This is a genomic window from Streptacidiphilus sp. EB103A (genome assembly GCF_041261405.1).
Lineage (GTDB): Bacteria > Actinomycetota > Actinomycetes > Streptomycetales > Streptomycetaceae > Streptacidiphilus.
In genome coordinates, this window is the sequence record NZ_JBGCAQ010000010.1 from 126,295 (window position 1) to 148,476 (window position 22,182).

At 68.0% G+C, this 22,182-nt stretch carries 23 protein-coding genes, 1 tRNA gene and 1 pseudogene; 16 read left to right on the forward strand and 9 right to left on the reverse strand.

Annotation, left to right across the window (positions count from 1 at the left end):
• Positions 1–534: 534 nt before the first annotated feature.
• From ABH941_RS18125 to ABH941_RS18135, 3 genes are all read left to right on the forward strand, one after another.
• Positions 535–846, forward strand: coding sequence for a hypothetical protein (locus ABH941_RS18125; RefSeq protein ID WP_370130379.1), 312 nt, complete (start codon positions 535–537; stop codon positions 844–846).
• Complete coding sequence (locus tag ABH941_RS18130) at positions 843–2,153, forward strand: ImmA/IrrE family metallo-endopeptidase (RefSeq protein WP_370130380.1); 1,311 nt, start codon at positions 843–845, stop codon at positions 2,151–2,153. The genes ABH941_RS18125 and ABH941_RS18130 overlap by 4 nt, the downstream gene beginning before the upstream one ends.
• Positions 2,154–2,840: 687 nt before the next feature.
• Positions 2,841–3,365, forward strand: a complete 525-nt coding sequence (locus tag ABH941_RS18135; protein ID WP_370130381.1) for a DUF1877 family protein — start codon at positions 2,841–2,843, stop codon at positions 3,363–3,365.
• A 99-nt stretch (positions 3,366–3,464) separates the two neighbouring features.
• Here the strand turns inward: ABH941_RS18135 and ABH941_RS18140 are convergent, their stop codons facing one another.
• From ABH941_RS18140 to ABH941_RS18150, 3 genes are all read right to left on the reverse strand, one after another.
• Positions 3,465–3,887: a hypothetical protein gene (locus ABH941_RS18140; RefSeq protein ID WP_370130382.1), complete on the reverse strand. Its 423-nt coding sequence runs from the start codon at positions 3,885–3,887 to the stop codon at positions 3,465–3,467.
• A gap of 794 nt (positions 3,888–4,681) precedes the next feature.
• Positions 4,682–5,116, reverse strand: coding sequence for an ATP-binding protein (locus ABH941_RS18145; protein ID WP_370130383.1), 435 nt, complete (start codon positions 5,114–5,116; stop codon positions 4,682–4,684).
• 46 nt (positions 5,117–5,162) lie between these two features.
• Positions 5,163–5,570, reverse strand: a complete 408-nt coding sequence (locus ABH941_RS18150) for an NUDIX hydrolase (RefSeq protein WP_370130548.1) — start codon at positions 5,568–5,570, stop codon at positions 5,163–5,165.
• Positions 5,571–5,678: 108 nt separating this feature from the next.
• Between ABH941_RS18150 and ABH941_RS18155 the strand changes: the two genes are divergently transcribed.
• The 4 genes and pseudogenes from ABH941_RS18155 to ABH941_RS18170 all read left to right on the forward strand — a co-directional run bounded on the left by ABH941_RS18155 (position 5,679) and on the right by ABH941_RS18170 (position 7,898).
• Positions 5,679–6,467, forward strand: a complete 789-nt coding sequence (locus tag ABH941_RS18155; RefSeq protein WP_370130384.1) for a GntR family transcriptional regulator — start codon at positions 5,679–5,681, stop codon at positions 6,465–6,467.
• A gap of 17 nt (positions 6,468–6,484) precedes the next feature.
• Positions 6,485–6,652: pseudogene (locus ABH941_RS18160) on the forward strand (conjugal transfer protein TraS); the annotation flags it as partial.
• 192 nt (positions 6,653–6,844) lie between these two features.
• On the forward strand, positions 6,845–7,123 hold the full coding sequence (locus ABH941_RS18165; protein ID WP_370130386.1) for a hypothetical protein: 279 nt from the start codon (positions 6,845–6,847) through the stop codon (positions 7,121–7,123).
• An 85-nt stretch (positions 7,124–7,208) separates the two neighbouring features.
• Positions 7,209–7,898 (forward strand): hypothetical protein, encoded by a 690-nt coding sequence (locus ABH941_RS18170; protein ID WP_370130550.1) that lies wholly within the window; start codon positions 7,209–7,211, stop codon positions 7,896–7,898.
• A 76-nt stretch (positions 7,899–7,974) separates the two neighbouring features.
• Here ABH941_RS18170 and ABH941_RS18175 read toward each other — a convergent pair.
• Positions 7,975–8,048, reverse strand: a tRNA-Gly gene (locus ABH941_RS18175).
• Between the two features lie 352 nt (positions 8,049–8,400).
• Here ABH941_RS18175 and ABH941_RS18180 point away from each other — a divergent pair.
• Both ABH941_RS18180 and dcd read left to right on the forward strand, forming a co-directional pair.
• Complete coding sequence (locus tag ABH941_RS18180) at positions 8,401–8,619, forward strand: hypothetical protein (RefSeq protein ID WP_134002425.1); 219 nt, start codon at positions 8,401–8,403, stop codon at positions 8,617–8,619.
• Positions 8,620–8,712: 93 nt separating this feature from the next.
• Positions 8,713–9,288 (forward strand): dCTP deaminase, encoded by a 576-nt coding sequence (dcd, locus tag ABH941_RS18185; protein WP_370130388.1) that lies wholly within the window; start codon positions 8,713–8,715, stop codon positions 9,286–9,288.
• Between the two features lie 34 nt (positions 9,289–9,322).
• Here dcd and ABH941_RS18190 read toward each other — a convergent pair whose 3' ends face one another.
• The 3 genes from ABH941_RS18190 to ABH941_RS18200 form a co-directional block, all read right to left on the reverse strand.
• Positions 9,323–10,180: a metal-dependent hydrolase gene (locus tag ABH941_RS18190; RefSeq protein ID WP_370130389.1), complete on the reverse strand. Its 858-nt coding sequence runs from the start codon at positions 10,178–10,180 to the stop codon at positions 9,323–9,325.
• Between the two features lie 87 nt (positions 10,181–10,267).
• On the reverse strand, positions 10,268–11,083 hold the full coding sequence (locus ABH941_RS18195; protein WP_370130390.1) for a Yip1 family protein: 816 nt from the start codon (positions 11,081–11,083) through the stop codon (positions 10,268–10,270).
• 95 nt (positions 11,084–11,178) lie between these two features.
• A complete protein-coding gene (locus ABH941_RS18200) occupies positions 11,179–13,419 on the reverse strand; it encodes a heterodisulfide reductase-related iron-sulfur binding cluster (protein WP_370130392.1) in 2,241 nt (746 codons plus the stop codon).
• A 272-nt stretch (positions 13,420–13,691) separates the two neighbouring features.
• Here ABH941_RS18200 and dnaK point away from each other — a divergent pair, with 272 nt between their 5' ends.
• The 5 genes from dnaK (at position 13,692) to ABH941_RS18225 (ending at position 19,070) form a co-directional block, all read left to right on the forward strand.
• A complete protein-coding gene (gene dnaK, locus ABH941_RS18205; protein WP_370130393.1) occupies positions 13,692–15,548 on the forward strand; it encodes a molecular chaperone DnaK in 1,857 nt (618 codons plus the stop codon).
• The gene (grpE, locus tag ABH941_RS18210) at positions 15,545–16,186 is read left to right on the forward strand and encodes a nucleotide exchange factor GrpE (RefSeq protein WP_370130394.1); all 642 of its coding nucleotides are present in this window, start codon (positions 15,545–15,547) and stop codon (positions 16,184–16,186) included. The genes dnaK and grpE overlap by 4 nt, the downstream gene beginning before the upstream one ends.
• Positions 16,187–16,290: 104 nt before the next feature.
• Positions 16,291–17,469, forward strand: coding sequence for a molecular chaperone DnaJ (dnaJ, locus tag ABH941_RS18215; protein WP_134002437.1), 1,179 nt, complete (start codon positions 16,291–16,293; stop codon positions 17,467–17,469).
• A gap of 4 nt (positions 17,470–17,473) precedes the next feature.
• Positions 17,474–18,013 (forward strand): heat shock protein transcriptional repressor HspR, encoded by a 540-nt coding sequence (locus ABH941_RS18220; protein WP_370130395.1) that lies wholly within the window; start codon positions 17,474–17,476, stop codon positions 18,011–18,013.
• A 139-nt stretch (positions 18,014–18,152) separates the two neighbouring features.
• Positions 18,153–19,070: a LysR family transcriptional regulator gene (locus ABH941_RS18225; RefSeq protein WP_370130396.1), complete on the forward strand. Its 918-nt coding sequence runs from the start codon at positions 18,153–18,155 to the stop codon at positions 19,068–19,070.
• Positions 19,071–19,086: 16 nt separating this feature from the next.
• Here ABH941_RS18225 and dhaM read toward each other — a convergent pair whose 3' ends face one another.
• A complete protein-coding gene (dhaM, locus tag ABH941_RS18230) occupies positions 19,087–19,509 on the reverse strand; it encodes a dihydroxyacetone kinase phosphoryl donor subunit DhaM (RefSeq protein ID WP_370130397.1) in 423 nt (140 codons plus the stop codon).
• A gap of 95 nt (positions 19,510–19,604) precedes the next feature.
• Between dhaM and dhaK the strand changes: the two genes are divergently transcribed.
• Positions 19,605–20,603: a dihydroxyacetone kinase subunit DhaK gene (dhaK, locus tag ABH941_RS18235; RefSeq protein WP_370130398.1), complete on the forward strand. Its 999-nt coding sequence runs from the start codon at positions 19,605–19,607 to the stop codon at positions 20,601–20,603.
• 4 nt (positions 20,604–20,607) lie between these two features.
• Complete coding sequence (gene dhaL, locus ABH941_RS18240; protein WP_370130399.1) at positions 20,608–21,246, forward strand: dihydroxyacetone kinase subunit DhaL; 639 nt, start codon at positions 20,608–20,610, stop codon at positions 21,244–21,246.
• A 131-nt stretch (positions 21,247–21,377) separates the two neighbouring features.
• Here the strand turns inward: dhaL and ABH941_RS18245 are convergent, their stop codons facing one another.
• Positions 21,378–22,175, reverse strand: a complete 798-nt coding sequence (locus ABH941_RS18245) for a carbon-nitrogen family hydrolase (protein ID WP_370130400.1) — start codon at positions 22,173–22,175, stop codon at positions 21,378–21,380.
• Between the last annotated feature and the right edge of the window lie 7 nt (positions 22,176–22,182).

Below are 22,182 nucleotides of genomic sequence, written 5' to 3' on the forward strand. Positions count from 1 at the left end.
CTCTTGCTCTTCCGGCGCCGCTTCTAGTTGTCTGCTGTGCCAAGGCGCCCCCATCAGAACCTTGAGGGGGCGCTTGCGCATGGCGCTGTCCAGTGGCTAGCACCAGCCCAAACGGAGCGGGCCCTACAGGCCGTTCTATTGGTCCGCGACTGGTCCGGATCTTGACCCTTGCAAGCCATGCAGCGAAGCCGGAGTCCCTCCAGTGAGTGCACCAGTTTGGAAGAGTCCGAGCCCAGATCCCGGCTGGCATGGCAGTCTACTGACCTGCTGCGATGCGCTGATCTCACCTGTGTGCTCCCCCACTCCCCGCAGTTTCCCGCCCCACATGGCATGCGTGTGGCACGAGCTGCTCTGCCGGGGGCTGTGTTCGGGTTCTTGAGTCCGATTGAGACTCGACCTGCCCGACGGGCTGCCAAGGGAGCGCGAGGTGGGCATACTCAAGCTATGCGTATGCGCGCGGCTCAACGACGGCGCCCTCTTCCACGAGTCCTCAAGAGACCCGACACGGAAGACGGGCTCAAGGAGCTGGAAACCTTGGCTGACCGTACGCGCTACGTCGGTAGTTCCGAACATAAGACCTACCCATCCTTTGCTGGGCAGCCAAAGCTTCGCGCGGATGCCTCGAAGTGCGATCCAAAACTCACGGATGCAGATGAGATTACTTCTTGGCTTCGCCAAGGAATGGCTCTCGGAAATATCGGCGAATACTACGAAGGCGACTTCCCGCGTTACGTCTGGATTAAGCGTGGTAGTATAGTCTATGAAGGTCGGCTTGTAAATAGAGAGCAGGGGCACTACAAAGGCTACCCCTTGGCGATTTGCGAACATCCAGAAGGGCTCAAATGAGTGCTACAGATACGCTCGGCATGACATGGGAGTGGGAATCTGCTCTCGGGGTAAAATTGCCTGAGCATCGTTGCACGTGGGCTCGACTTGAGATCCGTGCTGGTGGTGAGGTAGTCACCCTCGTTGAGGATCTCGATTCTGGAAGTTCCAGGCGTTCGATCTATGTTCCTCTTTATCCGCTGGCTGAATGGGTAGCCTTCAACTGGTGGACGCTTCTCTATAATTCTAGACTGTCTTCGTCTGCCCTGATGGACAATGTACGCCTTTCAAGTCCAGAGCATATGCGTAATAATTTCCGCAGTATCGGGGATGGATTTTCCTGGCCTGACTTGGCAATTATTCCGGCTGGATCGCAGACAACCATCTCGTGGCGTCCGTTCTCCTCGCCGATCGCGGGGTGGAGACTCCGCTACATCGGCCGCGGTGATGTACTAGTTGCCACGTCGGTCCTGCGCGATGAACTTGCTCGCTTCGTTGAGGCTGTAATCGCGAGGCTCGACGAAAACGGTATCAGCAACACTGCCCTGCACAAGGAGTGGCAGGAGGTGTCTGGAACCGACAGCGATGAGGCTGAGTACTGCCGGACAGCGGCACGCCTTGGGTTGGACCCGTATTCTACGGCACATGAATTCGAGGAAGAAATCCTCAGTGCAGCTGAACTGGTCCCGGATTCTCTATTCGGTGACTTTGTTGATGCTGTTGCCCCAGCCAAGCTTCGGGCGGCGCAGAAATGGATTGCGAAGGCTAGCGCCAAGGCAGAAGCGATGCGAACGCCTTCTAATTCCGCTCTTGAGGCGATCCACTCGGCGCTTGATGGATCGAAGATTGAATATTCCAGCCGTCCTTGGGAGACCGGCTGGAGTCAGGCCAAGATTGCACGTCAGGCTGCTCAAGTCCCCAGCGGCGAGAGATTTGCTATCAACGAATATGTAACCGTTGGCAGCTTGGCTTCGCCAGAGTTGCAGGTCCAGGCCCTGGGAATTGGTAGAGATCAGGCCGTTTCGCTGGTTTTGGGTTCTCATCATGCCAACAGTCGATCCTCTAAGTTCCTCTTGGGGAGAGCACTTTGGCACTCGGCGGCAACCTCGGATACTGCTTTCTTGGTGACCAACGCCTACACGGAAAAGCAGAAGATCGAACGCGCGTTCGCCGCTGAGCTTTTGGCGCCAGCGGCTGGAATTGCACAGCTCTTGGAGCATGATGCCTGGTCGACTTCCCTTGAGGAAGTCGAACGCATTGCGGACCATTTCGACGTCTCGGCAATTCTAGTCCAGCATCAAATCGACAATCAGCTTGTCGCGGCCTAGGTTGCTTTCGCATTTCCCACGTGGCTGCTGAAGGTCGGATTCGTAGTGCCCCGCAGGAACCACAATGGTCTTTGCTGCCGTCCCGTCTGCCGTCGTCCCACACCTCGGTGGAGCAGCCTTGCCCCCTGGTGTCCAGGTGGAGCGCCCTGCTGGACGTACGACCTGGACACCAGGGGGCAAGGCTGCTCGGCTTTGCCTGGGGCGACGGCAGGCGGGATGGCAGCTCCCTCGATCAGCCATCAACGACCGGTGCCCGCCGGCTGGAGCGTGGCATCCCGGAGCCGGAGCGCCCCCGCCGGAGGCATCGTTCGTGGCGTTACTGCCTGGTGCGAGATTGGTCCGGCTCAGGGTCTCGCTCTTCATGCCCTTGGGCCTATCTCTTGCGGGCGCGCTGCCGCCACGCCGCGCCGGCGCGGGGCGAAGACAGGAGCGCGGGCGCGAGCGGGGCGAGCGGCGCGCCCGGGGAGCGTGAGCGACCCGGGTGCCTTGAACCCGTAGAGAAGGTTGTTACTCACGTGCCCGTGCCTCAACGTGCCTCCGCGTACTCGTTGAAGTGCTCAATCAGGTACAGGTGAACGTTCTCAGCTTGATGTCTGACCAATCGCCCGAGTGTCGGAGGGATCACTTACTCTGTCGCGCACACGGCACCAAGGGGAGCCGGGCCAGCAGCATTGGAGGAGTGTCGGGATGAGTGTGGACTTCTTCTGGCGACGTGTGCCGGGCAGAGCTCTGGATGAACTCTCACCGAAAGAGCTGGGCGCGCTGGTGCCGCACTGGTTCGATGCGGAGTTCAAGCGCCTTCATGAAGCCGGTATGGTCATGGGCGTCGAACGCAATGGCTACCTGATGCACTTCGCGCTGACCGCGGGCGAGGCGGTCCCAGGCTGCGTTGCTCAACTGCCGGTCTTCGGGGGCGAACAACGGGCGGAGGGCAAGGAGGACCCCGAATACGGATGGCTGGGAACGGAACTGTGGGTGCTGCGCCCCAACGACGTGCGGGATGCCTCGGACTTCTTGAACCACGTCACGGTCGACGACCTGATCAGAGGCTTGGACGCTGCGCTGGCGCGAGAGGTCGAGTCCCTGGGCTTCTCCACGCCATGGAGCCCGGGGTGGGCCGAGGAGCTGGCGGTGGACCTAAACGAGCTGAGGAGCTTCTTCACCGCCGCCGCAGCCGCAGGCGACGCAATGGTCAAGTTCGAGTCGGCATGACCTGCTGGGTACGTTCGCTCGTACATCGCTGAGCACCTTCGACTGTACGCCCACAGCCGCAGCTGACACTCCCTCAAAGTCACGGCTTGGACTGCAGATCTACGAGGTGACCATCAATGAAGCCTGCAACGCATCGAACATGTTGAGAAGTTCAGTAGTGTCGATCGGATTGATTTCCAACTGCAAGTGACACACGTTGTCGTCGCCCTGGGGCGTCAGATACACGAAGAAGGCATAACCGTCCTCGACGGGCTCGGCGGTCAGCGTCAGTGGGTTGTTACGGCCGGAGGTAACGGCTGCCGAGAAGCGCAGGCCCGATGGTTGACGTAGGTGGGACAGCATCCGGGCGGCGAAGTCAGTGGCCTCTTCGACGCTGAGGTGCGCGGGGAAGTCGGCCGTCATCCAGGAGCACCAATCGGCAGTGACCCGCCAGTTCTCCTCGCCAGTCTGATTGCCCTCGCCGGTCTGAACCAGCTCCACCCACGCGTTATCGTTGCCAAGGCGTATCCGCGGTGTCTTCATCGTTATCCTTCGACATCAGTGTCTCGGGCTGATGATCCCATGGGACGGAACTCTGAGGTCGGAAGTCACCGCACCTGGAGCACGGTCACCAAGCTGGCGAATCTATGCCCTCACCAGGTTCACCATCGGCAGGAAGATTGCGGGCTGCACTGTCCATCTGATGCGGGTATCTGCATAGCTGATGTCTACGGCACACGGCTGGTTGCGGTTCAGGGCTTCGATGTCGTCGATGTAGCCCGAGCGGATCCAGCTCAATGCGCCTTCGACTACATCGGGGTCAAGCGATAGGGCTACCGTCCTAACCACTCCACGGATCCAGCGGATGGCCTCACTCGCGGTGGCCGCTCTGAACGGGAACCCGGCGACAACGGCGGGGCGCCCTCCGGTGGCTGGGCTTTGCGTCCAACACTCGCACCAGTAGCCAGGGTGGAGGGGCAGTGCGTCGGTTGAGTTCACTGGGTACTCCTGGTGGGGCGGGCCGACAGGATGTAGCGGGTGGTGTCCTCGGAGATCGACAGGGTGTACATCTCGCCCCGGGCCAAGGCGAATAGCGCCTGCTCGTGTTCGGCGCTGTCGCGGAGCCATTCGTGCGCCGGCCGGGTGGCTGCGGCGTCGAGCTGGTCCAGGACGTGCTGTGTTCGGTGGCGGAGCCAGCGCAGGGCCAGGCGGGGAGTCGGCGTGCTGGTCGAGCCGAGCCAGAAGCTTTCGGCTGTCGTGGAGCGAGTAGGCGAGTGCCTCGCACCAATAGCCGGTACTGAGAGGCGATTCGCGTAACCAGTGGAGTCGGTCCAGCGTCAGGAGCACGGGAGGCTCCCCGGGGCGGATCGCGGCATGACCAGCTCCGCTGTGACGGTCTGGCCATGCGAACTTGGGCGGACGTCGAGGTGCGTTGCCAGGAGGGAGACCATGTCCAGCCCTCGGCCCTGTGTCGCCTCGGGGCCGGGATGCTTGACCTCCGGGCTGGTGTCGGACTTCCCGTCGTCGGTCACCGAGATGGCAAGTGCATGCTTCGACAGGGCGAGGACCACGTGAAAGGTGCCGCTGGGCTCCCCGCTGGCGGTGTGGCGGAGGGCGTTGGTGCCCAGCTCGCTGACGATCAGTACGGCGTCGTCGGCACAGGGCTGTTCGCCCAGGATCTCGCGTACCCAGCGGCGGGCCCGGCCGATTTCCTCCGGAAATCCTGGGCAACTGAGCCCCCAGACCCGCAGACAACTCATATACTCGTCCATACAAGTTCCTTTATGCTGGTAGGCCACCATGGGTAGTGGGTTCGGGCTAGATGAGTTTGACGCCGTCGTGCGCCCGGACTGCGGGCGGCGATACTGCGTCCAGGGCATCCAGGACACGGATCGCGTATGCCTCATCGACAAGGTCGGCGACCTCGTCACGGGTGGCCCAGCGCAGTGCCCGGGTCTCGTCGCCAATGGTCAGATCACCGTCGATGGCTTCGCAACGGAAGACCATCGCAATGATCAAGCGGGTCATGTTCTTGTACACGCCGGTGAGGGTTGCCGGGAGCGCGATCTTGATGCCGGTCTCTTCGAGCACCTCGCGCTGAAGGGCGTCGGGGATCGTCTCGCCGGATTCCAGCACTCCGCCCGGCGGCTCCCAGTGGCCGTTGTCCCGTCGCTGGACCAGGAGCGCGCGGCCCCGGTCGTCGACGATGACCCCGGCGACACTCACGGAGTGCGGGCGATCAGCGTTCACGTTCCTCGGTCCCCTCGAATAGCTAGGCTCTCCCACCGTAGCAACAAAACTCAGCTGCTCGTCTAGATACCTACAGGAGCAAACATGCCGCCTCTCTCCTCCGGCCTGCTCGGCGCGCTGGACTCGACCAGCGACCGCGCCGTGTTCCGGCAGATCGCAGACCAGCTCCGCGAAGCCATCGACAAGGGACGCTTCGCCGAGGGTGACAAGCTCCCCTCGGAAACCGAACTGATCGAGCACTATGGCGCATCGCGGATGACCATCCGCAACGCGATCTCCATCCTTCAGGGAGAGGGGCTGGTCGTCTCCGAGCACGGGAAGGGCGTGTTCGTGCGTCCGCGTCCCCCGGTCCGGCGGCTCGCCTCCGACCGCTTCGCCCGCCGACACCGCGAGCAGGGCAAGGCAGCCTTCACCGTGGAGGCCGAAGCCGTGGGAAGCCGTCCGGAGGTCGACGGCCTAGTGGTACGGGAGGAGAAGCCCTCGCAGGACATCGCCACTCGCCTGGGCGGTGCCCGCAAGGTCCTGGCGCGTCGTCGGCGCTACCTGCTCGACGGACGGCCGGTGGAGTTCGCAGTCTCCTACCTCCCGCTCGACGTGGCGCGGAACACGCCCATCGCCGAGCCCAACCCGGGCCCCGGGGGGATCTACGCCCGCCTCGAAGAACTCGGCCACCGCCTGGACCACTTCGACGAGGAAATCCGGGCCCGCATGCCCTCCCCCGAAGAAGCGAAGACACTGCGCCTTGCCGCTGGCGTGCCCGTGATCCACCTGATCCGAACGGCCTATGACACCGAGGGTCGCCCGGTGGAGGTCTGCGACACGCTGATGTCAGCAGACGCTTACGTCCTGGCCTACCAACTCCCCGCTACCTGAAGGGCGGTGAGGTTGCTGACGAGGACCGGCGGGACGGGATGGTCACCCAGCTCATCCAGCTCGCGCAGCTTGGCCGTGCGGCGGGCATCTTCCTGTAGGTCTGTGGCCAGGGGTTCGGCGCCGAACCCGACAAGGGCGCAACCATGCTCGGAGCCCGGCTGACCGGACGGATCTGCCATCGCGTCAAGGCAATTCCCCGTGACTGGTCTGGGCTAATTCACGTTCCGCTCCCTGGATCCGACGGCCCGGTGCTGCATCCTGGCGACCTCATCGACCTCGCGCTCCAGCTCGACCAGGTGACGAGGATCTGACTGGAGCGAGTAGAGCATGGCGCACCTTGAGGTACTTAGGTACCATTCCACGTGGAGGTGGTAGGGATGACGACAGCTACACCGAAGACGCCGCGGCAGTCTCCGCTGAAGGTGGACCCGGAAACCGACAAGCTGATCAGCCAGGGCGCGCACTTCCTGGGTCTGACCAAGAAGGACCTTGTCGCTGATGCTGTACGGGCCTACCTGGAGCAGCGGCGCGAAGACCTCAGGGCCGGCATGGCCGAGGCGTTGCAGGTGCTAGACGGCTCCCTGAAGGCGGACGTGATGCTGCTGACCGGGCTGACTGCGGAAGAGATCGATGCCGTCGGCGGGATCGACGAGTAACCGGGGGAACACAATGCACCACCCTGCCCGCCCCACGCTGCGCTGTCTTGCCGAGGATCTGGAACTGACCCTGCCAGCTGTGACCATGCCGCTGGACGAACTGGCACATCCGCTTCTCGGCAAGGCCGCGGAGCAGTTCGCCGAAGCGGAGACCAAGCACGAACGGATCCGGTCGATCGATGACACGGTGCTGTTCAAGGTCAAGGTGCAGCGCTGGCGCGGAGCAGTCTGGATCGACGCCGACCTGCCCTGGCTGGTCGCAGCGGGCCGACGGGAAGACGGTTCCAGCGACGACTTCTACGCCGCTCTGGAAGCTCAAGCCAAGGCGATGCGCGCCCGCTACAACGCCACGCACACCGACGGGTTGAGAACCTCCACATCCAGCGCGCATCTGCTGCCGACGCGCGCCGACCACATTCGCTACCGTGCCGAAGCCGGTGTCCGCTTTGCCCGACGGCTACGTGCAACGATCCAGGAACTCACCAGAGCCACCCTGCGCGACGGCCGCGAGCACGCCGCGGACTTCGACACCTTCACCCTCGGCCTCCAAGTCCGGGCCGACAACGGACACGAGACCTACGCCGCCGTGCGCATCACAGGCTCCGTGCCCGCCAACCTCGCCACCGTCGTCCTCGGCAACATCCCCGGCTGCGACACCGACGGCTGGTACCCGGAATACGCCCTCCCCGAGCGAGACCTGCTCCCCGCCGAGCAAGCCTGGTCCAACATCATGGATCCACGCGCAGCAGCCAGACTGCTGGACACCGAGACCTGACCTCCGCCCTGCCACGGGAAGGCACCCCGGCGTCGTACATGAAAGAACCCCCGGGCCGCTGGCCTGGGGGTTTGTGTGGAGCGGGTGACGAGAATCGAACTCGCGCTCTGAGCTTGGGAAGCTCATGTTCTACCATTAAACTACACCCGCGTGATCAGCCGTCAGCTGTGGCCGACGCGTTCACTCTACCCCATGGCCCCGGTCGGACGCACCGACCGCGTGGGCGGCGTAGGGATCCGTCGAGGGGTGGTTGCGGCGGGTGGTGGGGGAGGGGCGCTGCGGCGTACTGTGGCGGCGGATTCCGGGGTGAGTATCGAGGTGGGATCCGGTCGGCGTGCCATAGGGCTGGATGTCCGGAACATCCCCTAATGTGACAACGCCGTCCCCGGGCGACGCAGTCGGTCGAACACCCGGACCGCCCGTGCGGCAGAGCGAGTTGGGCCTGGTCGGCCACCGCCCGCGCGGTTGGGCACGGCATGTCGTCCGATGGGGAAAGGAAACAATGGAGCGCACAGTCGTCCGTTGTGCCGAGGGGCACCTGTTCAGCACCGCCACATTCCCGATGCAGAATCTCGGGCCCAGGAGACTCGGCCCGGGCCGGCTCATCCGCTGTCCCCTCTGCGCCCGGCTGCGCAGCTCCGTACCGGCCGATCTCGGCACCCTCACGGGTGAGCAGATCCAGCAGGCCCTGCGGCGGGAGGCCGCCGAGTTCCTGGCCTGAGCCGCCCGAGAGGGCGGCCTGAACGAGCGCGATACGTCAAGCGGGCCCCTGCCGGATTGGGCGGGGGCCCGTCCGTGCACGTAACCTCGTGGCGTGCTGCTCTCAGACAAGGACATCCGAACCGAGATCGAGTCCGGTCGCGTGGTCATCGACCCGTACGACCCGGCCATGATCCAGCCGTCCAGTATCGACGTACGGCTCGACCGGTTCTTCCGGGTGTTCGAGAACCACAAGTACCCGCACATCGACCCCTCGGTCGAACAGCCGGACCTCACCAGGCTGGTGGAGCCGGAGGGCGACGATCCCTTCATCCTGCACCCCGGCGAGTTCGTGCTGGCCTCGACGTACGAGGTGATCACGCTGCCCGACGATGTCGCCTCGCGCCTGGAGGGCAAGAGCTCGCTCGGACGGCTCGGGCTGCTCACCCACTCCACCGCCGGCTTCATCGACCCCGGCTTCAGCGGTCATGTGACGCTGGAGCTCTCCAATGTCGCCACGCTGCCGATCAAGCTCTTCCCCGGGATGAAGATCGGCCAGCTGTGCCTGTTCCGGCTCAGCTCCCCCGCCGAGCACCCGTACGGGTCGGAGAAGTACGGCTCGCGCTACCAGGGGCAGCGCGGGCCGACGCCGTCACGCTCGTACCTCAATTTCCACCAGTCGAAGATCTGATCGAGTAGCCCAGGATCAGGATCAGGACCAGGCCTCAGCGGCGCTTGGGTGTGGTGACGGCGACCAGCTCGCTGCCGTCCTCGCTCAGGCGCAGCTCGGTGCTGAGCGCGGCCAGCTCGCCGAGGTGGTGCAGATGGGTGCCGCCGCAGAAGATCGAGGCGTTGCCCTCGGGCAGGTCGCAGGCCCAGCGGCGGCGGGCGGTGAGTTCGGGGCCCGGGGCCTCGACGCGGACCGGGGCGTCGGCGGCGACCCAGGCGGCCAGCCGGGCGTTGACGGCGTCGGTGAGCGCGGGCAGCTCGACGGCGAGGTCGTCGGCGGTGAAGCCCTTCTTCCGCAAGGACTTGCCGATGCGGTAGGTGTCGGTGCTGGCCTCGACGTCCATCCGTGAGGTGTCCATCGCCAGGCTGTCGAAGTCGGGGTGGCCCAGGGCGTCCGCGCGGCCCGGGTCCTTGCGCCAGCGCGGGGCGAGCGCCTCGTTGAGGGCCAACGCCAGCAGGTGGCAGCCGGTGTGCGCGGCGCTGAGCGCGGCCCGGCGCTCGGCGTCGACCCGCAGCTCGACCTCGGCGCCGACGGCCAGCGGCTCCTCGGTGATGTGGACGACCAGCCAGGCCCAGCCCTCCTCGCCGCGCCGCACCGGGATGTCCGTGCCCAGCAGCAGGGCGCCCTCGGGGCCGACCGCGCCGGTCACGCAGTCGCGTACGGCGACGCCGCCGAGGGTGCCGGTGTCGGCCGGCTGGTCGGGCCAGCTGTGGTCCAGCGGGTGGAACGGGGTCTCCGCGGTGACCACCGCGTAGCCGCCGGCGGGCAGCGGCTCGACGGCGAGGACGGTCGAGCGGCCTTCGACGGCCCCGGCCGGAAAGCTCACCTGGGTGGATGTGGTGGGGTGGGGCATCGCGGATCTCCTGAGACACCTGTTACTGGACACCTGGAACAGAAACCTGGAACTGGGGCGTACGCACCCCATCCTGCCTGATCCCGGTCAGCCCAGTATCGGCAGCTTGATCACGACCAGCAGCAGGATCAGCTGGATCGACGCCGCCCCAGCCGCCTTCCCCCACGGCAGGTCGTGCAGCTGCCGCACCATCGCAGTAAGCAGCCACGCGCAGTACAGCCAGGTCGCCCAGCCGAGCAGCTGGACGAAGCCGTTGTTCGACGCCAGGAACAGCGAGAACAGCAGCCTGGGCGCGTCGGTGAGACAGGAGATGATCATGGCGAAGCCGATGGTTGGCGCCCAGGCGCCGTCCCCGCCCAGCCGGCGGCCCAGTACATGGGTGACGCCGCCGAACATCAGGCCCGCGATGACCATGCCCACGGCGCTGGACAGCACATAGGTCAGCGCCAGCGAGAAGGTCGAGTTCAGCACCGAGTCCCGGGTGGACCCGAAACCGAAGACCGCGAGCGCACCGTAGACAGCCGAGACGATCGCCGCCACCGCCCACACCTGGTGTCCGCGCATCTGCGCGAAGGTGCGATGCGGATGCTGGAAGATCCCGGCCAGCAGCGGGCGCCAGGCCAGCCGCGCCGCACTGACCTGCGGATGCGCGGTGCCGGCCCGGTAGGTGGTGACATGCGTGGTGCCGCCGCCGCCATTGCCTGCTGTCGCGGTCGCGGAGCCAACGCCGTTGTACGAAGGCTCCACCGCCAGCTCGTCCGGGACCTGGACGCCGAACGCCCTGGCGTGCCCCGGCTGGTCGTCATAACCGCCCGGGTAACCGTCCGGCTCAGGAGTGGGGGGCGGTGCCACCGGCATCTGCCGGCCGCCGCCCCTGCCGAAGCTGAATCTGTTGCTGCGCACGTATGGACGGTACCCGCACAACGGCCGCTGTCCCCATCGGAGTGATCGACAGCGGCCGCTTGCAGCGCAGTTGTGACACCGTCACACCCGGCGGGTCACGCGGACGGCACAGGTTCCTGGTCGTCCGCGGTGGCCGCAGGGGCCTCCGGGAGCGCCTTGACCGAGTCCAGCAGCAGCTGGGCCACGTCCACCACCCGCAGGGTCTCCTTGGCCGCGCCCTCGCTCTTCTTGCCGTTGGCGCTGTCGGACAGCATCACCAGGCAGAACGGGCAGGCGGTGGAGATGATGTCGGGGTTGAGCGACAGCGCCTCGTCGACCCGCTCGGTGTTGATGCGCTTGCCGATCCGCTCCTCCATCCACATCCGCGCGCCGCCGGCGCCGCAGCAGAAGCCGCGCTCCTTGTGACGGTGCATCTCCTCGTTGCGCAGGCCGGGGACGGCCGCGATGATCTCGCGGGGCGGGGTGTAGACCTTGTTGTGGCGGCCCAGGTAGCAGGGGTCGTGATAGGTGATCAGGCCCTCGACCGGGTTGACCGGGACCAGCTTGCCCTCGTCGATCAGGTGCTGCAGCAGCTGGGTGTGGTGGATGACCTCGAAGTGGCCGCCCAGCTGCGGGTACTCATTGGCGATGGTGTTGAAGCAGTGCGGGCAGGTGGCCACGATGCGCTTGACCGGGGCGTCCTCCAGCACCGTGTTCAGGGTCTCGACGTTCTGCGCGCCGAGCATCTGGAACAGGAACTCGTTGCCCAGCCGGCGGGCCGAGTCGCCGGTGCAGGACTCCTCCTTGCCGAGGATCGCGAACTTCACGCCCGCGGTGTGCAGCAGCTCGGCGAAGGCCTTGGTGGTCTTCTTGGCCCGGTCCTCCAGGGCGCCGGCGCAGCCGACCCAGTACAGGTACTCGACCTCGGCCGGGTCGATGTCCTCGCCGATGACAGGGACCTCGATGCCGGTCTCCTTCTTCAGCTCCTTCACCCAGTCCAGGCGGGCCTTGGTGGCCATGCCCCACGGGTTGCCCTTGTTCTCCAGATTCTTGAGCATGGTCCCGGCCTCGGTCGGGAAGGAGCTCTCGATCATCACCTGGTAGCGGCGCATGTCGACGATGTGGTCGATGTGCTCGATGTCCACCGGGCACTGCTCGACGCAGGCGCCGCAGGTGGTGCAGGACCACAGCACATCGGGGTCGATGACGCCGTTCTCTTCCGCGGTGCCGATCAGCGGGCGCTCGGCCTCGGCCAGCGCCGCCGCCGGGACGTTCGCCAGCTGCTCGGCGGTGGCGGTCTCGTTGCCCTCGGCGTCCTTGCCGCCGCCGGCCAGCAGGTAGGGGGCCTTGGCGTAGGCGTGCTCCCGCAGGTTCATGATCAGCAGTTTGGGCGACAGCGGCTTGCCGGTGTTCCAGGCCGGGCACTGCGACTGGCAGCGGCCGCACTCGGTGCAGGTGGAGAAGTCCAGCAGGCCCTTCCAGGAGAACTGCTCGACCTGGGAGACGCCGAAGACGGCGTCGTCGGCCGGGTCCTCGAAGTCGATCGGGGTGCCGCTGGAGGTCATCGGCAGCAGCTCGCCGAGGGCGACCTCGCCGCTCTCCTCGCGCTTGAAGTAGATGTTGAAGAAGGCCAGGAAGCGGTGCCAGGCCACGCCCATCGAGGGGTTGAGGCCGATGGTGATCGCCCAGGTGAAGGAGATCGTGATCTTCAGCATCGCGAAGAGGTAGATCAGGTTCTGCAGCGTGGACGCGCTCAGCCCCTTGAACGCCAGCACGATCGGGTAGCTGACCGCGTACGCCGCCTCGTAGTGGCCGACGCCGCCGAGCGCGCCCTCCAGCCCGCGCAGCATCAGGATGCAGAGGCCGATGCCGAGGATCACGTACTCGACGAAGAACGCCTGCCAGGCGATCGACCCGGCGAAGCGGCTCTTGCGCCCGGCCCGGCCCGGCAGCGACAGCAGCCGGATCACGATTAGGGTGAGGATGCCGAGCGTGGTGAACAGCCCGACGACCTCCTCGAACAGCTCGTACGGCCACCAGTTCCCGATGACCGGCAATGCGAAGTCGGCCTTGAAGATCTGGCCGAACGCGGTCACCAGGGTGAGGATGAGGCAGAAGAAGCCGGTGGCCACGAACCAGTGCGCCACCCCGACGACGCCCCAGGTGGTCATCCGAGTGTGACCGAAGAACTCCTTGGCCACCGTCTTCACCCGCTGTGCCGGGTTGCCGGTGCGCATCCCGGCCGGCACCTCGGCGCCGAGCTTGACGAAGGTGTAGATGAACAGGGCGGCTCGCGCGGCCAGCGCGGTACCGACCAGTGTCGTGACCAGTGAGATCACGATCGCGGCGAGCTGCATCGCTCCGTCTCCTAGGGCTGGCGTGAGGGTGCGTGGGACGGTCAGTCCCGAGTGTACCGGTCGGTAACTTAGCTGGGAACCGACGGGTTCCGATCAGCGGGACCTTACCCCGCACGGGGAGTTCCCGTTCATATGCCGCCGGTCACATGGACCCATTCGGTGTATGGGCTATATAAAGTTGAGCCCTTCACACTCAGCTCTGTTGACGCGGAGAGATCCGCAAGGCATGCTTGAGCCTGTTCAGCTCAACTTCCCCTCTGGAGGGTTCCACGATGGCTCGTGCGGTCGGAATCGACCTCGGAACGACGAACTCTGTCGTCAGCGTCCTCGAAGGCGGTGAGCCCACCGTCATCACCAACGCCGAGGGCGCCCGGACCACACCGTCCGTCGTCGCCTTCGCCAAGAACGGCGAGGTCCTCGTAGGCGAGGTGGCCAAGCGCCAGGCGGTGACCAACGTCGACCGGACCATCAGGTCCGTGAAGCGTCACATGGGCACCGACTGGAAGGTGAACATCGACGGCAAGGACTTCACGCCGCAGCAGATGTCCGCCTTCATCCTGCAGAAGCTCAAGCGTGACGCCGAGGCGTACCTGGGCGAGAAGGTCGCGGACGCGGTCATCACCGTCCCGGCCTACTTCAACGACTCGGAGCGGCAGGCGACCAAGGAGGCCGGTGAGATCGCGGGCCTCAACGTCCTGCGCATCGTCAACGAGCCGACCGCCGCCGCCCTGGCCTACGGCCTGGACAAGGACGACCAGACGATCCTGGTGTTCGACCTCGGCGGTGGCACCTTCGACGTGTCGCTGCTGGAGATCGGCGACGGCGTCGTCGAGGTCAAGGCCACCAACGGCGACAACCACCTCGGTGGTGACGACTGGGACCAGCGGGTCATGGACTACCTGGTCAAGCAGTTCCAGAACGGCCACGGCGTCGACCTGTCCAAGGACAAGATGGCCCTGCAGCGTCTGCGTGAGGCTGCCGAGAAGGCCAAGATCGAGCTCTCGTCCTCGACCGAGACCACGATCAACCTGCCCTACATCACCGCCTCCGCCGAGGGCCCGCTGCACCTGGACGAGAAGCTCTCGCGCTCCCAGTTCCAGCAGCTGACCTCGGACCTGCTGGACCGCTGCAAGACCCCGTTCCACAACGTCATCAAGGACGCCGGCATCCAGCTGTCCGAGATCGACCACGTGGTCCTGGTCGGCGGCTCCACCCGGATGCCCGCCGTCGCCGAGCTGGTCCGCGACCTGACCGGCGGCAAGGACCCCAACAAGGGCGTCAACCCGGACGAGGTCGTCGCCATCGGCGCGACCCTCCAGGCCGGCGTGCTCAAGGGCGAGGTCAAGGACGTCCTGCTGCTCGACGTCACCCCGCTGTCCCTCGGCATCGAGACCAAGGGCGGCATCATGACCAAGCTGATCGAGCGCAACACCACGATCCCGACCAAGCGCTCCGAGATCTTCACCACGGCCGAGGACAACCAGCCGTCCGTGCAGATCCAGGTCTACCAGGGCGAGCGCGAGATCGCGGCGTACAACAAGAAGCTCGGCATGTTCGAGCTGACCGGCCTGCCGCCGGCCCCCCGCGGGCTCCCGCAGATCGAGGTCACCTTCGACATCGACGCCAACGGCATCATGCACGTCTCCGCCAAGGACCTCGGTACCGGCAAGGAGCAGCGCATGGCCGTCACCGGCGGCTCGGCCCTGCCCAAGGAGGACATCGCGCGGATGATGCGCGAGGCCGAGGAGTTCGCCGAGGACGACCACAAGCGCCGCGAGGCCGCCGAGACCCGCAACACCGCCGAGCAGCTCGTCTACTCGACCGAGAAGTTCGTCAAGGACAACGAGGACAAGGTCCCCGGCGAGGTCAAGGACGAGGTCGCGGCCGCGGTCACCGAGCTGAAGGAAGCCCTCAAGGGCGAGGACAGCGCCGTGATCCGCGAGGCCACCGAGAAGCTCTCGGCCACCTCGCAGAAGCTCGGCCAGGCCCTCTACGCCCAGGCCGGCGAGGGTGCGGCCGCGGCCGGCGGCCCGACCGACGCCCCGCACGACGCTTCCGCCGCCGCCGATGACGACGTCGTGGACGCCGAGATCGTCGACGAGGAGAAGCGCGAGGGCGGTGCGCAGTGACCGAGGAGAAGACGCAGGGCGACGAGAAGGAGCCCGGCGCCGACTCCGCCGCGAAGGCCGCGGAAGGTTCCGAGGGCTCCGGGAACGACGGAGCCACTGAGGCCGGAGCGGCCGGAGCGTCGGGAGCTGAGGAGCTGGCCGAGGCCCGCAAGGCGCTCGCCGAGCGCACCGCGGACCTGCAGCGGCTCCAGGCCGAGTACCAGAACTACCGCAAGCGGGTCGAGCGGGACCGGGTGACGGTGCGTGAGATCGCCGTCGCCGCGCTCCTGGAGAACCTGCTCCCGGTGCTGGACGACATCGGCCGGGCGCGCGAGCACGAGGAGTTGACGGGCGGCTTCAAGTCCGTGGGCGAGTCGCTGGAGACCGTGGTCTCCAAGCTCGGGCTGCAGCAGTTCGGGAAGCAGGGCGAGCCCTTCGACCCGCAGCTGCACGAGGCTCTGATGCACAGTTACTCGTCCGACGTCACCGAGACCACGTGCGTGCAGATCCTGCAGCCCGGGTACAAGATCGGTGACCGGATCATCCGGCCGGCGCGGGTCGCCGTGGCGGAGCCCGAGCCGGGCGGCTCGGGCGAGTCCGAGGGCAGCACCGAGGCCGAGTCGACCGGCGCCAAGGGCGACGGTGCCGACGAGGACTGAATCGGTGGCGTCCGTGGGACCGTATGCCGGGGCTTCTTGCTCCGGGGTGCGGTCCCACGGCACCATCCCCGAGAACACTTCTGTGAGGGAAGGAGGCGATTCCGTTGAGCAGCAAGGACTTCGTGGAGAAGGACTACTACAAGGTCCTCGGCGTGCCCAAGGACGCCACCCTCGCTGAGATCAAGAAGGCCTACCGCAAGCTGGCCCGGGAGTTCCACCCCGACGCCAACAAGGGCGACCGCGCCGCCGAGGAGCGCTTCAAGGAGATCTCCGAGGCGAACGACGTGCTGTCGGACCCCAAGCGGCGCAAGGAGTACGACGAGGCCCGGGCGCTGTTCGCCAACGGCGGCTTCCGTACCGGCGGCGGCGGGACCGGCGGCTTCGGCTTCGACTTCGGCGACCTCTTCAACGGCGGCCAGGGCGGCCAGTCCGGCACCTTCGGCGGTTCCGGGGGCGGCGGCGGGCTCGGTGACGTCTTCGGTGGCATCTTCAACCGCGGCGGTACCCGTACGGCCCAGCCCCGGCGCGGCGCCGACGTCGAGTCCGAGGTCACGCTGAGCTTCATGGAGGCGGTCGAGGGCACCACGGTCCCGCTCCGGATGACCAGTCAGGCCGCCTGCAAGACCTGCGCGGGGACCGGCGCCAAGGCCGGCACCACCCCGCGGGTCTGCCCGACCTGCGTCGGCACCGGCCATGTCCAGCGCGGCCAGGGCAGCTTCGCACTGTCCGACCCGTGCCGCGACTGCAAGGGCCGCGGGCTGATCGTCGACGACCCCTGCGAGGTCTGCCACGGCAGCGGCCGCGCCACCTCGGCCCGCACCATGCAGGTGCGGATCCCGGCCGGGGTCGCGGACAACCAGAGGATCCGGCTGAAGGCCAAGGGCGCCCAGGGCGAGCGCGGCGGCCAGCCGGGCGACCTGTACGTCACCGTGCACGTCCAGGACCACCCGGTGTTCGGCCGCAAGGGCGACAACCTGACCGTCACCGTCCCGGTGAGCTTCCCCGAGGCGGCGCTGGGCGGGACGATCCGGGTGCCGACCCTGGGCGGGCCCGCGGTGAGCCTGAAGATCCCCGCGGGGACGGCCAACGGCCGTACCATGCGGGCGCGCGGAAAGGGTGCGGTCCGCAAGGACGGCACCCGCGGCGACCTGCTGGTGACGGTGGAGGTGGCGGTTCCCCCGGAGACCGACGGCGAGGCCCTGTCGGCTCTGGAGAAGTACCGCGAGGCCACCGCCGCGGACGACCCGAGGGCAGCACTGTTCAAGGCGGCAGAGGAGGGGTGAGGTGATGGACGGCAAGAGAGCCGGCTCGGCCGGGCGGGAGCAGTCGATCGGTGTGGGGCTGGGCGGCGGCCTGCCCGGTGGCGTGCCGGGCTCCGGCCGGGGGCGCGCGCCCTCGCGGGGCGGCGGCGCGTATCAGCTGACCGAACTCACGCCGGTGTACGTCATCTCCGTCGCCGCGCAGCTCAGCGGGTTGCATCCGCAGACGCTGCGGCAGTACGACCGGCTCGGCCTGGTCTCCCCCGACCGGACGGCCGGGCGCGGCCGGCGGTACTCCTCCCGGGACATCGAGCAGTTGCGCGAGGTGCAGCGGCTGTCCCAGGAGGAAGGGATCAACCTGGCCGGGATCAAGCGGATCATCGAGCTGGAGAACCAGGTGACCGCGCTGCGGGCGCGGGTCGCCGAGCTCCAGGGCGAGGTCGCCTCGGCCGGCGCGGCGGCTTCTCAGCGGGAGGCGGCGGTTCATGCGTCGTACCGGCGGGATCTGGTGCCGTATCAGCAGGTGCAGCAGAGCAGTGCGTTGGTGGTCTGGCGGCCGAAGCGGTAACGGTGCGGGTCGGCGGGGGTTGCCGTTCGCGCAGTTCCCCGCGCCCCTAACACCCCAGGGGCGCGGGGAACTGCGCAAACGGCGACCCCCGCCGATGTGCACATAAGCGCTCTCTATGGGTGGGGCCTACGCTGAAGGCATGAGCGGTTCACACTCGCACCTTTCGCACCGGGTTCCTGATCTGGGGGCGATGGAGCTGTTGCTTGCCGTGATCCGGCTGGGAAGCCTCGGGCGGGCGGCTGCTGAGTTGGGGGTGACCCAGCCGGCGGCGTCCTCGCGGATCGCCGGGATGGAGCGGCAGATCGGCGTCGCGCTGCTGGAACGGTCACCCCGGGGCTCGCGTCCCACCGAGGCCGGCGCGCTGGTCGCCGAGTGGGCCGCCCCCGTCCTGGCCGCCGCACAGGCGCTGGACGCCGGCATCGGCGCGCTGCGCGAGCGCCGGGACGCCCGGCTGCGGGTGTCGGCCAGCCTTACCGTCGCCGAGTACCTGATGCCGGGATGGCTGATGGCCCTGCGGACGGCCCTGCCCGGCACCGCCGTGGAACTGCGCGCCGCCAACTCCGCAGACGTCGCGGCGCAGGTCCTGGCGGGGGAGGCGGACCTGGGCTTCGTCGAGGGGCTGCGCACCCCGGCCGGGCTGGACGAGGTCAGGATCGCCGCCGACCGGCTCCACCTCGTGGTCGGCCCCGGCCATCCCTGGGCGCGCCGCCGCCGACCGGTCGACGGGGCGGAACTGGCGGCGACGCCGCTGGTGCTGCGCGAGGAGGGATCGGGCACCCGGGAGGTGCTGGACCGGGCCCTCGCCCCGTACGGGGGGACGGCGGCGCCGCTGCTGGTGCTGGCCTCCACCACGGCGCTGAAGGCGGCGGCGGTGAACGGCGCGGGCCCGGCCGTCCTCAGCGAGCTCGCGGTGGCGGACGAGGTGGCCCGGGGGCGCCTGGTCTCCGTCCCGCTGACCGGCCTGGACCTGAGCCGCCCGCTCCGGGCCGTCTGGCCGACCGGGACACGCCCGGCGGGTCCGGCCAGGGAACTGCTGTCGCTGACCCGCGGGAAGTGACGTCCTCCCCGTCGGCTCAGAACTTGGGCATCCGCCGGGCGTCCTGCGCCGTCGCCACCAGTTCCGCCAGGCCCGCACCCGTCGAGGCCAGCACCGCGGCGGCCACCGCGCCCTCCACGAACGGGGCGTCCACCAGCACCACGTCCTCCCGGCCGAGGTCCTCCAGCACCAGACGGGCCGTCAGGACGGAGCTGCCCAGGTCCGGGAGGACCAGCACACCGGCGCCCCGGTCCGCCTCCGCGACGGCCCCGGCGACCAGCGCGTAGCTGGTGCCCAGCCGGCCGTCGTCGGTGCCGCCCGCGACGGCGACCGGGACCAGGCCGGCGCTCAGCTGGGTCAGGAGGTCACGCAGGCCCGAAGCCAGGTCAGGGCTGTGGGACACGAGTACGATGCCGACCGGCGTGACCGAACCACCTGAACCACCATCAATTGCGTTCATGTGCGCTGATGCTAGGGGGTGGCCGGTGGATCAGGGCGGCGTCGCCCTGATCCACCGGCCACCCCCTAGGCCCTGCCACCATGAGGAGCCGCTGCATGAAGAAGCTGATCAACTCCCCCGACGACGTCGTGACCGATGCGCTGGCCGGGATCGCTGCCGCGCATCCCGGGCTGAGCGTGGATCCCAAGGCCCGGGTGATCACCCGGGCCGCGCAGACGAAGATCGGCAAGGTCGCCCTGGTGTCCGGCGGCGGATCGGGCCACGAACCGCTGCACGGGGGGTTCGTGGGCGCGGGGATGCTCGACGCCGCCTGCCCCGGCGAGATCTTCACCTCCCCGGTGCCGGACCAGATGCTCGCTGCGGCGAAGGCCGTGGACGGCGGGGCCGGGGTCGTCTTCGTGGTGAAGAACTACACCGGTGACGTGCTCAACTTCCGGATGGCGGCCGAGTTCGCCGAGGAGGAGGGCATCTCCGTGCAGACGGTCCTGGTGGACGACGATGTCGCCGTCCAGGACTCCACCTGGACCGCGGGACGGCGCGGCACCGGGGCGACCCTGCTGGTGGAGAAGATCGCGGGCGCCGCCGCCGAGTTCGGCGGAAGCCTCGACGAGGTCGCCGCGACCGGACGGCGCGTCAACGCCGCCTCGCGCTCCTTCGCGGTGGCGCTCACCTCCTGCACCACCCCGACCGCCGGCCGCCCCGGCTTCGACCTGCCGGAGGACGAGATCGAGGTCGGCGTCGGCATCCACGGCGAACCCGGCCGCAGCCGGGAGAAGATCCGCCCGGCCAGGCAGATCGTCGCCGACGCGATGGCCGCGATCCTCGACGACCAGCCGCTGGAGTCCGGCGAGGAGGTGATCGCGCTGGTCAACGGCCTGGGCGGGACGCCGCTGCTGGAGCTGTACATCGTCTTCGGCGAGGTGGCCGCGGTGCTGGCGGCGCGGGGTGTGCGGATCGCCCGGAGCCTGGTCGGCAACTACGTCACCAGCCTGGACATGGCCGGAGTGTCGATCACCCTGTGCCGGGCGGACGAGGGGCTGCTGACGCTCTGGGACGCTCCGGTGAACACCCCCGCGCTGCGGTGGGGGGTGTGAGGCGGTGGCCGAGCTGCTGGATGCGGACGCCGTCCGCGCCTGGATGGCCGGGACGGCGCAGGCCGTCGTTCGCGAGCGCGACCGGCTGACCGAGCTGGACGCGGCCATCGGCGACGGGGACCACGGGGTGAGTCTGCAGCGCGGGTTCACCGCGGTGGGCGTTGCGCTGGCGGCGGCACCGGAGCTTTCACTCCCGGGGACGGTACTGCTGCTGGTCGGGCGGACGCTGGTCTCCAGCGTGGGCGGGGCGTCCGGTCCGCTGTACGGGAGCGCGTTGCGGGCCATGGGCAAGGCGCTGGGGGATGCGCCGGGGGCGGACGGCAAACAGGTGGGCGCTGCGCTGGCGGCCGCGCGGGATGCGATCGCCGGGCTCGGCGGGGCGCGGGGCGGCGACAAGACCATGCTGGACGCGTGGATCCCGGCCGTCGCCGGGTTCGAGTTCGCCCTCGCGGGAGGAGGGTCTCTGCAGGGGGCGGCGCTGTTCGCTGCGGGCGCGGCCGAGGGCGGGGCGGAGGAGACCGTCGCGATGGAGGCCCGGAAGGGGAGGGCGTCGTACCTCGGGGCTCGGAGCGTGGGTCATCTGGATCCGGGGGCGGCGTCGACGGTGTTGTTGTTCCGTGCGTTGGCGGAATCCGTCAGCTGAAGGGTGCAGGTCAGCTGTGGTTGCTGTTCGCGCAGTTCCCCGCGCCCCTAAAAGCACGTGCAACTGAGCCAGCTGCAGCCCCCTAGGGGCGCGGGGAACTGCGCGAACAACCATGCACCAAGGTGCACTGTTCAGCGCTCCACCGGTGCCGGAATCCCCATCAGACGGTCCCGCAGCACCGGGAAGTCCGCGCGGGACTTCCCCACCACGCCGGGGTCCAGGTCGACGGTGAGGATCTCCTCGCCCTCGCCCGCTTCCGCCAGGACCTTGCCCCAGGGGTCGACCACCAGGCTGTGCCCGCCCTGCGGCACGCCCCCGTGGGTGCCCGCGTTGTTGCAGGCGAGGACGTACGCCTGCTCCTCGACCGCGCGGGCGCGGGCCAGCAGGGTCCAGTGCTCGACCCTGCGGGCGGGCCAGGCCGCGGGGATGGTGAAGATCTCGGTGCCGGCGTCCAGCAGGGCCCGGAAGAGCTCCGGGAAGCGGAGGTCGTAGCAGGTGGCGAGGCCGAGCGTGCCGAAGGGCGTGGCCGCCGTGACGATCTCGGTGCCGGCGCCCATCGCGACGGCCTCCCCGCTGTCGAAGCCGAAGCGGTGGATCTTGCGGTAGGTGTGCACGAGTTCGCCGGTGGGCGAGAACAGCAGCGAGGTGTTGAAGATCGGGCCGTCGGGATCGCGTTCGACGATCGAACCGGCGTGCAGCCAGACCCCGGCGTCCGCCGCGGCCGCCGACATGGCGTCAGCGGTCGGCCCGTCCAGCGTCTCCGCCCCCGCTGACCAGGTGTCATAGGCGAAGCCGCCGAGCGGCCACAGCTCGGGGAGCAGCACCAGGTCGGAGCCGCGCAGCCCGCGGACCAGGGCCGCGGTACGGGCCCTGCGGTCGTCGGGGGACTCCGCCGGATCGACGTCGAGCTGGATGAGCGAGGCACGCACGTTGTCA

Coding starts and splice junctions, on each gene's coding strand:
- ABH941_RS18130 (WP_370130380.1), top strand. CDS start 843: ATGAGTGCTACAGATACGCTCGGCATGACATGGGAGTGGGAATCTGCT.
- ABH941_RS18135 (WP_370130381.1), top strand. CDS start 2,841: ATGAGTGTGGACTTCTTCTGGCGACGTGTGCCGGGCAGAGCTCTGGAT.
- ABH941_RS18140 (WP_370130382.1), bottom strand. CDS start 3,887: ATGAAGACACCGCGGATACGCCTTGGCAACGATAACGCGTGGGTGGAG.
- ABH941_RS18145 (WP_370130383.1), bottom strand. CDS start 5,116: ATGGACGAGTATATGAGTTGTCTGCGGGTCTGGGGGCTCAGTTGCCCA.
- ABH941_RS18155 (WP_370130384.1), top strand. CDS start 5,679: ATGCCGCCTCTCTCCTCCGGCCTGCTCGGCGCGCTGGACTCGACCAGC.
- ABH941_RS18165 (WP_370130386.1), top strand. CDS start 6,845: ATGACGACAGCTACACCGAAGACGCCGCGGCAGTCTCCGCTGAAGGTG.
- ABH941_RS18170 (WP_370130550.1), top strand. CDS start 7,209: ATGCCGCTGGACGAACTGGCACATCCGCTTCTCGGCAAGGCCGCGGAG.
- ABH941_RS18180 (WP_134002425.1), top strand. CDS start 8,401: ATGGAGCGCACAGTCGTCCGTTGTGCCGAGGGGCACCTGTTCAGCACC.
- ABH941_RS18190 (WP_370130389.1), bottom strand. CDS start 10,180: ATGCCCCACCCCACCACATCCACCCAGGTGAGCTTTCCGGCCGGGGCC.
- ABH941_RS18200 (WP_370130392.1), bottom strand. CDS start 13,419: ATGCAGCTCGCCGCGATCGTGATCTCACTGGTCACGACACTGGTCGGT.
- dnaK (WP_370130393.1), top strand. CDS start 13,692: ATGGCTCGTGCGGTCGGAATCGACCTCGGAACGACGAACTCTGTCGTC.
- ABH941_RS18220 (WP_370130395.1), top strand. CDS start 17,474: ATGGACGGCAAGAGAGCCGGCTCGGCCGGGCGGGAGCAGTCGATCGGT.
- ABH941_RS18225 (WP_370130396.1), top strand. CDS start 18,153: ATGAGCGGTTCACACTCGCACCTTTCGCACCGGGTTCCTGATCTGGGG.
- dhaM (WP_370130397.1), bottom strand. CDS start 19,509: ATGAACGCAATTGATGGTGGTTCAGGTGGTTCGGTCACGCCGGTCGGC.
- dhaK (WP_370130398.1), top strand. CDS start 19,605: ATGAAGAAGCTGATCAACTCCCCCGACGACGTCGTGACCGATGCGCTG.